The sequence below is a fragment of the Stenotrophomonas capsici genome (assembly GCF_034961085.1).
In the GTDB taxonomy this organism is placed as follows: domain Bacteria; phylum Pseudomonadota; class Gammaproteobacteria; order Xanthomonadales; family Xanthomonadaceae; genus Stenotrophomonas; species Stenotrophomonas capsici.
The window spans coordinates 1-9,952 of sequence record NZ_JAYFUH010000221.1; the positions used below are offsets into that span (position 1 = coordinate 1).

Genomic DNA, 9,952 nt, shown 5'->3' on the forward strand with positions numbered 1-9,952 from the left:
CGCGCTGCAGCAGCGGGGTGCGGCGGCCGGGGCAAGCGCCCACGGCTACGGCGAAACGCAGCCGGTCGCGCCCAACGAGATCAACGGCAAGGACAACCCGGGTGGCCGCCAGCTCAACCGCCGCGTGGATATCTTCGTCCGCACCTAGGAGCGGGGTCGGATGATGCATCGCGGCCAAGGCCGCTCCCGCGGCGTGGGTGTCCGCGACCATGCCTAACGGCCCGTGTCAGGGCCGTGCGCGTCGACGCATCATGGGGCTCTCAGACAAACGAGAGGTTGGTGATGCATGTATTCCGTCCTGCGGCGCTGGGGCTGGCCCTGATGGCCGCCATCGGCTTGGCGAATGCGGCACCGGACGTGCCCGATACCGACGCACGGGGCGTCAGGATCAGCGAGGCCGCCTACCCGGGCACCATCGTGCTCGACGTGGACGCCACCGGCCTGGGCCAGCGCGTGTTCAAGGTGAAGCAGACCGTGCCGGTGCAGGCCGGCCTGCAGCGCTTCCACTACCCGGCCTGGTTGCCGGGCAACCATTCGCCCACCGGCCAGATCGAGAAGCTGGCCGGCCTGGTCATCACCGGCAACGGCCAGCGCCTGGACTGGGTGCGCGACCCGCTCGACGTCTACACCTTCAACGTGCAGGTGCCCGAAGGCGTCGGCGAGCTGCGCATGGAGTACCAGTTCCTCAGCCCCACCGATTCGGCGCAGGGGCGCACGGTGATGACGCCGAACATGCTCAACCTGCAGTGGAACGCGATGCTGCTGTACCCGGCCGGGCATGCCGCCCATGCCATCACCTACCAGGCCAACGCGCGCTACCCGCAGGGCTGGGAAGCGGCCAGCGCCTTGACCGTGGCGCGCCGTGACGGCGACACCGTGCACTACGCGCCGACCAACCTGGAAATCCTGGTGGACTCGCCGGTGTTCGCCGGCCGCTACCACCGCCGCTTCGACCTGGCCCCGGCCGGCACCCGCCCGGTGCGCCTGAACGTGTTCGCCGACCGCGCCAAGGACCTGGAGGCCAAGCCCGAGCACATCGAGCAGCACCGCGCGCTGGTCACCCAGGCGCGCAAGCTGTTCGGTGCCGAGCACTACGACCATTACGACTTCCTGTTCGCGGTGACCAGCCAGCTGGGCGGCATCGGCCTGGAGCACCAGCGCTCCAGCGAGAACAGCGAGGACCGCGACTACTTCAGCGGCTGGGACGCGAAGGTCGGCAGCAGCGACCTGCTCGGCCACGAATACACCCATTCCTGGGACGGCAAGTACCGCCGCCCGGCCGACCTGGCCACGTTGAACTACAACGTGCCGATGCAGGGCAGCCTGTTGTGGGTGTACGAGGGCCAGACCCAGTACTGGGGCAACGTGCTCACCGCGCGCGCCGGCATCCGCCCGCTGGAGGCCTCGCGTGATGCGCTGGCGCTGGTGGCCGCCACCTACGCCGACAACCGCCCGGGGCTGGAATGGCGCTCGCTGGGCGACACCACCAACGACCCGGTGATCGCCCGCCGCAAGCCCAAGCCGTACCGTGGCTACCAGATGAGCGAGGACTACTACCAGGGTGGCCAGATGCTGTGGCTGGAAGCCGACGTGCGCATCCGCAAGCTCAGTGGCGGCAAGCGCAGCCTGGATGATTTCGCCAAGGCCTTCTTCGGCCAGAACGATGGCCAGTGGGAGCGCCCGGATACCTATACCTTCGAGGATGTCGCCGCGACGCTGGAGCAGGTGCAGCCCACCGGTGACTGGACGCAGTTCCTGCGCGAGCGCGTGGATGGCCGCCGCGGGCTGACCGACGGCATCGCCGCCGCCGGCTGGAAGCTGGTCTACCAGGACAAGCCCAGCGCCTACTACAAGGCGATGATGAAGGGCCGGGGCGCCAACTTCATCTACTCGCTGGGCATGTCGCTGGACAGTGCCGGCCGCGTTGGCGAAGTGCGCTGGGACAGCCCGGCCTTCAACGCCGGCCTGGGCACCGGCATGCAGGTGCTGGCGGTCAACGACCTGCAGTACAGCGCCGACGAGCTGGAGGAGGCGGTGCGTGCGGCCAAGGCCCATCCGCAGCCGGTGCGCCTGCTGGTCAAGGAGATGGACGTGTACCGCACCCTGAGCATCGACTACCAGGGCGGCCTGCGCTACCCGGTGCTGGAGCGCATCGAAGGCAGCACCGACTACCTGACGCCGATCCTCAGCGCCAGGAAGTGAGTGACCGTGCCGGGCGCTGCCCGGCACGGAGGCACTGCGACACAAACCGGTGGTGCCAGGCCATGCCCGGCGCCACCGGCCGGGTGATGTCCATGCGATGCATGGCTGCCTGCTGCCGCAGGTCAGTTCTTGATCTGCACGTCGTCGATGTAGACGTTGATGTCATACGCGGTGTTGGCGTGGTACAGCCAGATCGCATCGAGCTTGACGCTGGAGGCGGTGATCGCACCGTTGCCGTCGACCCAGGCGTTCCATTGCGCCGCATCGCTCAGCGGCCATGACACGTAGGTCCAGGTATTGGCGGCGATGGCCTTGCTGGTCGATCGCTCGGTGCCATCGCTGTCGTCGATGCCCACGCCCACGCTCACGCCGCTGCCGCCGGTCCACACCCAGAAGCCGACCACGCCGTTGCTGCGCGCCAGCGCGGTGTTGTTGGCCGGCGTGCCGGCTCCGGACAGCAGGCGCACCGCCCACGAAGCGGTGCTGGCGGTGTTGTCCTTCAGCAGCACGCGCAGCGAACAGCTGCCGTTCTTCTGCGTGGTGCAGTCGCGGGTGGCAGTGGAAGCGGTGCTGATGCCGGTGGTGCTGCCGGAATAGCTGGGACTGGTGTCGAAATGCCCCACGCTGCTCTCGAAGCGGTCCAGGTAAGTGACCGCGCCGGTGCCGCCGCCGCTGCCCGGGTTGATCAGCGCGTAGTACTTGGACCAGTTCCAGTTGATGCCCGGGTCGGTGTGGGTCTGCCCGCTGTAGTGTTGGTGGCCCTTGATCTTGACACTGGTGGCGAGCACGTTGATGCCGCTGCTGGACGGGCCGCTGTAGGCACTGGCGCAGCTGATCGCGCTGTACTTGGCGCAGAAGTTGCGCACCAGCGCCGCCGAGGCCTCGTACATGGCGTTGGTGTACCAGGAGCTGTTGTCGACGTAGCCCTCGTGCTCGATGCCCAGCGTGTAGCTGTTCTGGCTGCCCACGTGCCAGGCGGTGTGCGCGTCGCGCACCATCTGCGTGACCTGGCCATCGGAGGAACGGATCACGTAGTGCGCGCTGACCTGGGCGCTGGCGTTCTTGAACCACGAGATGGTGCCGGCGTAGCTGCCCTGGGTGGTGTGCACGGTGACCGCGCTGATCGCGGCCGCGCGCGAGGCGGCGTAGTTGGAACTGGACGCGGCGCTCCAGATCGCAGGGCCGTAGTCGGTGCTCTGGATGGTCGCGTCGATGCCGGCCGTGGCCCGTGCATCGGCGCGCGCGGCGTTGGCCTGCAGGGTCTCGCTGACCGGGTCGATGTGGTAGGCGCCGGTATCCACGCGGTCGCCGCTGACATCCAGGCGCACCATCGGGGCACGCAGGGTGACCAGCTGCGGCGCGTCGAAGGCATCCTCCCAGGCGATGGGCCGTTCCGGCACCACGATGCCGCGGTCGTTGACGCCGCGGTCCTGCGCCAGCAGCACGTCATAGGCGAAGCTGGTGCGCGCGTAGGTGTCGATGTTGCCGCCGCTGCGCGCGGCCTGTGCGCCGGCCGGGGCGAAGCCGGCATAGCGCATCAGCGCGGGGCGGATGGCTTCGGGCGTGGCGTTGGTCCGCGCATCGGCATCGGGGATGTCCTGGCGGATCTGCGCATCCAGCAGCGCGGCGGCGGCCAGGATGTTGGTGGCCACGTCGGTGCGCACCGCGTCGCTGCTGACGCCGAGCAACCGTGCGCCTTCACCGACCTGGTCTTCGAAGCCCTGGCCGGCGTACAGGCCCATCACGCCCCAGGAGGCGGGCATGCGCAGGTGGTTGGCGTCCTGTGCCTGCCGCGGCTGCAGGTTGGACCAGCGGCTCTGCACGAAGGCCATCGCCTCCAGCGTGCCGGACGGGATGGAGGGATAGCGGCGGTAGGCCTGCTGGAAGTAGCGGCGGAACATCGCGCGCTGCGGTGCCAGCACGGCTTCTTCCATCTTCAACTGCATGTCCAGCGCCTGGCTGGAATCGGCCTGCGCTGCCTTGAGCGAGGTTTGGGCGAGCGCGGGTGCGGCCACGATACTGGTGATGACGGCAGACAGCAGCACGGCGGTATGACGGTGCATCATCGATAGGACCCCTTCAGTTGGAACCCCCTGCCGCTGTGGTTCTACCGGATCGCGGCCGCCCGTGGGTGAAGAGCGTGCCGGTATGTGACGCGCCTCACCCGCGTTGCGGGCGCGGCGCAGGAGCGGCCTTGGCCGCGAAACCACGAAGGCTTCCGGTCACCTGATGCCAGCTTCGGGAAAACCAGGCGACGTGTCGCGGCAGGATGCGGTATCGGCTTCGCGGCTCAGGCCGCTGCCACGACGGGCTTGCGGCGCTCCAGCCACCACAGCAATGCGGCGACCAGCACGAATGCCAACAGCCATGGCCAGCGTGGGCCGGGAACGCGGATGGCGGCCTGCGCGGTGCCGGCGGTGCCACGCAGCGCCAGCGTTGCATCCCGCTGTTGCGTTGCGTGCAGTGCCCTGGCTTGCTGCGGTTCCAGCAGCAGCATCGTCGCCTGCGCCGAACCGGCGGCAAGGGTGTGCCAACCGGCCTGCGTCGGCCACCAGCCACTGCAGTTGCCTGCTTGTGGATCGGCCAGCAGGGCGCTGCGCGCGCCGTCCGGGGCAATGGCCTGTGCGCCGGCCGGCAGGCCACACAACACGTTGCGCTCGCCGGCCCAGCCCCAGCCGGCAAGTTCGGGCGACGGCGTGGTCGGGAGCGGGCGCGCCAGCGTTGCCAGCACCTGGTTCCACAGCGCGGCGTGCTGTGGCGCGTGGCCGGCCAGCACCAGGCTGTAGCTGTCGCTGACCGGCAACACGCCAACCCGGCCCAGCCCCAGTGCACGCCATTGGCCGACCGCGTTGCCTTCGGCATCGCGCAGCAGCGGCACCGCGTCGTCTCCAACGACATCCAGCGTGAAACGCTCCAGCGCGAACGGCTCCGCGCTGCCATCGCCCGCCGCGCCATCAATGAACTTCAGCGGGCGCAGTTCCTGGCCGCCGCGGGTATCGAGCCCCCATTCGCGCAGGGCACGCCGTGCGCCGGCATCCAGGGGCCCGCCCATGCGCACCAGCACGCCGAGACCGGCCCGCATCGCCGCGTTGACGCCATTGCGTTGCAGCGGGGACAGCGCGGCCAGCCGGCGTTCGTCCAGCACCAGCAGGTCGATCTTGGCCAGGCTGGCCGCATCCAGGGCGGCCGGGGCATCGCCCAACTGCACGCCACCGCCGACCAGGATGCTGGTCTGCTGGGACGCGCCGGTGTCGGCGGCCCAGCGTTGCAGGTACTTCAGCTCGGGCCCCGGAGCTCCGGCCAGCAGCCGCAGCGACGGCGGCGGCACCGCGCGCACCCGTACCGGCACCGGCAGCTGGTCCCGTACCTTGCCGTCGGCATCGAGCAGGCGCAGCGCGAAACTGACATCACCAGGCTCGCGCCCGCTGGCCACCAGGCGCACGCGGCCATCGCTGCCCGGCGTGGTGATGGCGACGCGGTGGCCGGCCGGATCGAGCAGTTCGACCCGGACATCACGCAGGCCATGCACGCGGCTGCCCACCTCGAAGCGGGCTCCCGGTGCCAGCAGTGGCGGTGCGCGCAGTTCGACCAGTCCGGCCGGCGCGGGGTTGGCGAGGAACCGCAGCGCCGGCGGCAACGGCGCGTCGCGGTCGCGCGCGGTCAATCCATCACCGACGATCACCAGCTCGCGCGTGCCCGGATGCTGGCGCATGGCGGTGGCCAGGTCCGGTACCGCGGCCACGCGCGACATCGCCGGTGCCTCGGGCAGGCGCAGATGGGTAGCGGCGGGAATGGCGAGCACATCGGCCTCCCGCGCCCCGGCGGTGGCGATGACCAGGGTGTCGGCGCGCACGCTGCGCGGCGGGGGCGACAAGGCCAGGCACAGCAGCACCGCCGCCACGGCCTGCAACAGCAGCAATGCGGACAGGCGTGCCGGTGCCGGGCGTGGCCGCTGGCACAGGCGGATGCTGGCCAGCAGTACCGCCAGTGCGACGATGGCCCATGGCAGCCAGGTGCTCGTCATCGTGCCTCCTGTGGCGCGGCCAATGCATCCAGGTAGCGGCGCCCGCCGGCATCGGCGGCGTCGCGGCGCGCGGGCGGGCCGGGCGGGCGCTGCAGGGCCGGCCACAGCTGCGCGCGCAGGCGCTGGCGGCATGCCTGGCAATCCGGTTGCTGGCGGACATCGTCGATGGCGGCGAGCACGTCGAGCGGGTCCGGCACGGCCTGCGGATGTGCATCCAGCCAACGCGACAGCGCGTCCAGGTCGACCGCGCCATCGGCCTGCGCCAATGCCTGCCACGCATCGCTGATGAAACGCTCCGGTGGCGGCCGCGTGGACGGTTGCAGGGCGCGATTGCCCAGGCCCTCGCGCTTGCCGGTCATGCGCCGGGCCAGGTCGATCGGGGGCAACACGCTGCCCACGCGCGCCAGGTAGATGCGCTCGGCCTGCTGCACCTGCTTGATGAAGCCCAGTGCCTTGTACGCGTAGGGCAATGCCAGGTCTGGATGCCCCTGGCGCAGGTGGCCCTCGGACTGCCACATCTGGTCGAGCGCGGCCTTGAGGATGGCGCGCGTCTGCGGATCCAGCAGCGTGGCGGCCTCGGCGTGATCGTGGGTGTGCCCGTACTCGGACAACACGTCGGTGGCGCTGCCGAACACCGGCGTGCTGTCGGTGCCGCTGCTGCCGTGGTCATGGCCGTCCTCGTGGGCATGCGCGTCGGCGTGCTCGGCAGGGTCACCGGCCGCGGCGGCGTCGCCGGTGGGCAGGTCGCCGGTCGGTGGCGGCTTGGCCCCGCCTTCGGCCTCCTCGCCGAGGAACTGGCCATAGCGCAGGCGCAGGATGCGCTGGTCCACGCCGATCGCATCGGAGCGCCTGGTGAAGGTTTCCGCGTCCAGCTGGCCGCGCTGCTTCTGCAGGGCCTCGGCGTCGATGATGATCTGCCGCTGGCTGCGGAAGTAGGCCGGCATCACCTTCTTGATCGCACCTTCCAGCGCACTGGCCTGCACGTCCTGTTCGCTGGGAAGGCGCAGGATCAGGCTGGCACTGCGCGCCTGCTGCGGTTGCGGGTCGCGGTTGTCGCGCACGGTCAGGCGCGCGACCACTTCGTCACCGGGGCCGACGCCCAGCGCGGCGAGGTCGGCGGTGTAGGCGAAGCGGCGCGTGGTGGCCGGGCCGCTGCCGTTCACCGTTACACGCTGGTGTTGGAAGGCGATGTTCTCGCCGCTGCCCTTGGCGGTGGTGAGCTCCAGCGTGGCGCTGGCGGTGACGCCGAAATCGTCGCTGGCCTCGAAGCGCAGCGGCCATTGCCGCTGCCCGGCGGTGGCCTGGTTGAGGGTCTGCGCCGGCGCCAGCACCTTGACCTGCGGCGGGCGGTCCGGCACCACGTCCAGGCGGTAGGCGCGGCTGGCGGTGGCCAGCGCCGGCGCGGTGACGATGCGGTACAGACCCGCGCGCTGCAGCGTCTGCCCGGCCTGCCAGCGCTCGCCGTCGCGCTGCAACGGCAACCGTCGCCCATCATGGAACTGCAGCCATGCCTGCCGCGGCTGCGGTTGGAACTGCAGCTGCCAGTGCAGGCGACTGCCCTGCACGGCACGTGCGTCGAGTTTCTCGCCGCCGGTCGCGGGCTGGCCGGTGTAGGCCGGTGGGGTCACGCGCAGTTGCGCGGCACGCAGCACCGGTGCCTGCGCGGCCGGGGATGCCGCGTCGCCGGTGGTGTCATTGGCGGTGGTTGGCCGCTCGCCACCGCGCGGCCATGCCAGGGCGATGGCCGCGACCAGCAACGCCACCGCGATACAGGCCAGCAGGCGCAATCCCGGCCACGGCTGGCGCAGGTCGGGCGGGTCCGCCTGCAGGCGCTGGCCGATGCGCTGGCGCTGCCGCTGCTGCAGGGAATTCAATGTCGCCGGCGTGGCGAACAGCAGGTCGGCGCTGTCCTCCAGGCGCGGATGCTCGTTGAGCCGGGTAATCAGCCAGCGTGCATCGCGCCGGCGCGCGCGCCACATCGCCACGCCGGCGACCGCGAGCAGGGCCAGGGTGAGGACCGCCGTTGCCACATCGATGTCGTACAGGCGCCAAGCCAGCACCGCGAGCGCCGCGGCAAGCGGCAGCCCGCCAAGCAGGGTGATGGCCTGCACCCGGCGTCGCGCGCGTTGCAACAGCGCAGGCCGTTTCATGCCTGCCCCCGGCGACGCCGAGCGCTGGCCAGCCAGCGTTCGAGCAGGAACAGCAGGGCGACCGTGAGCACCAGCCACGGTGCGAGCTCGCGTGCGGGCTGCGGATACGCAGGGGCACCGCTGTCCGGGCGCAGGCTGGTGGCATCGGCACGGCCAGGTGCCGGCGGCGGCTGCAGCCGTGCCTGCAGTTGCGAGGGGAAGCGCGCATCCAGCAACGCCGGCATCGATGCCGCGGCCAGGTTGGCATTCCAGCGCAACCAGCGCGGTGGCTGGTTGACCTGCTCGAGCAGCAGGTTGCCGGCGTCGTCATGCCACAGCGGGGAGCGCTGCGCCTGCGGTGGCACCGGGGTACGCGCGTCGACCAGCAAGGTGCCGCCGTTCCCGGCCCAGGCCAGCAGCCCGGCGGGCACCGGCTTGGAAGACAACCAGACGCGCACCGCGTCACCCTCGGTGAAGGCCTGGTCGTCGCCGGCGCTGTCCAGCACGGCCTCCGCATGCCAGGCCTGGTTCACGGCGCGCAGGTAGCGCAGCTGCAAGGCGCCATCGGCATCGTGGCGGACCTGCAGCCGCGGTGGCTTGTGCGTCGCCGAGGCCGTGCCCGCAGGGGGCACGTTGACCTGCAGCCAACGTACCGTGCGCGACAGGCGCGGGCGCTGTGCGTCCCACCCCTGGCTGACCGACGGCACGATCACGGTCAGGGGCACGTCCGGCGGCAATGATGCATCGAGCTCACGCAGCAGGCTGGCCACGGGTTGCCGCGCATCGGGCATGGGCGCGTCCTGCCCGATGCGCGGAAACCCCGGTGCCAGCCACAGCCATTGCGACGGCGGGGTCCCGGCGACGGCACGCGCCTGTGCCGGAGTCACGCCAGGCAGCACGGCGATGCGTGGCTCGGTGTCGCGCAGGCCGTCCAGTGCCGGGCGCGCCAGCAACAATGCCAGTGCCGCCAGCAACAGCAGGCGCACCAGCAGCAGCGGCCATTCGTCGAAACGGATGCGGCGGCGCGGGCGCGGCTTGGCCGACAGCCAGCGCAGCGCAGCAAAATCGATCAGCTGTTGCTGGTCGCGCCGGGCCAGATGAATCAGCAGCGGCAACAGCAGCGCGGCCAACGCCGCCAGGCCGGCCGGGAACAGCCACAACAGGCTCACGCCGCGCCTCCGCGCCGGCCGAACAGGCGCTGCAGCGGTGCATCGATGGGGGCATCGAGGAAAGCGGTGTCGTGACGGATGCCCGCGGCCTGCAGGCGCGCATCCAGCGTGCGGCGGGCCTCGGCGAAGCGGGCCAGGTAGTCGGCGCGCACGCGGCTGCCATCGCTGAGCAGTTCCTGCGCGGTTTCCGGGTCGCGGAAGCGGTGTCCGTCGCGGAATGGGAAGTCGCGCTCCTCCACGGTGAGCAGCTGCAGGTGGACCACGTCGCGACCGGCCTTGGCCAGGCGTTCGGCCAGTTCAATCGCCGCCTCGTCGAAGCCGTCGCCGATCATCACCACCAGATCATGCGCGCCGATGCGTTCCCAGACCGGCTTCAGCTGCTCGGCGCCGGGCCATTGCCCGCGTGCGTGCAGGCCATGCAGTTGCAG

At 70.9% G+C, this 9,952-nt stretch carries 6 protein-coding genes and 1 pseudogene; 2 read left to right on the forward strand and 5 right to left on the reverse strand.

From position 1 onward, the window contains the following. Positions 1-148: cell envelope biogenesis protein OmpA (locus tag VA603_RS11585; RefSeq protein ID WP_486679297.1), on the forward strand; the 148-nt coding region annotated here is incomplete at its 5' end. Positions 149-282: 134 nt separating this feature from the next. After that, entirely contained in the window at positions 283-2,202 is a 1,920-nt protein-coding gene (locus VA603_RS11590) for a M61 family metallopeptidase (RefSeq protein ID WP_323438939.1), read from the forward strand. A 122-nt stretch (positions 2,203-2,324) separates the two neighbouring features. Here VA603_RS11590 and VA603_RS11595 read toward each other — a convergent pair whose 3' ends face one another. The 5 genes and pseudogenes from VA603_RS11595 to VA603_RS11615 form a co-directional block, all read right to left on the reverse strand. Then, complete coding sequence (locus VA603_RS11595; RefSeq protein WP_323438940.1) at positions 2,325-4,268, reverse strand: N-acetylmuramoyl-L-alanine amidase; 1,944 nt, start codon at positions 4,266-4,268, stop codon at positions 2,325-2,327. Positions 4,269-4,492: 224 nt separating this feature from the next. Next, positions 4,493-6,226, reverse strand: coding sequence for a carboxypeptidase regulatory-like domain-containing protein (locus VA603_RS11600; protein WP_323438941.1), 1,734 nt, complete (start codon positions 6,224-6,226; stop codon positions 4,493-4,495). Further along, positions 6,223-8,376: a hypothetical protein gene (locus tag VA603_RS11605; RefSeq protein WP_323438942.1), complete on the reverse strand. Its 2,154-nt coding sequence runs from the start codon at positions 8,374-8,376 to the stop codon at positions 6,223-6,225. The genes VA603_RS11600 and VA603_RS11605 overlap by 4 nt, the downstream gene beginning before the upstream one ends. Next, complete coding sequence (locus tag VA603_RS11610; protein ID WP_323438943.1) at positions 8,373-9,524, reverse strand: BatA domain-containing protein; 1,152 nt, start codon at positions 9,522-9,524, stop codon at positions 8,373-8,375. The genes VA603_RS11605 and VA603_RS11610 overlap by 4 nt, the downstream gene beginning before the upstream one ends. Continuing rightward, positions 9,521-9,952 (reverse strand): annotated as a pseudogene (locus tag VA603_RS11615) (DUF58 domain-containing protein); the annotation flags it as partial. The gene VA603_RS11610 and the pseudogene VA603_RS11615, both read right to left, overlap by 4 nt.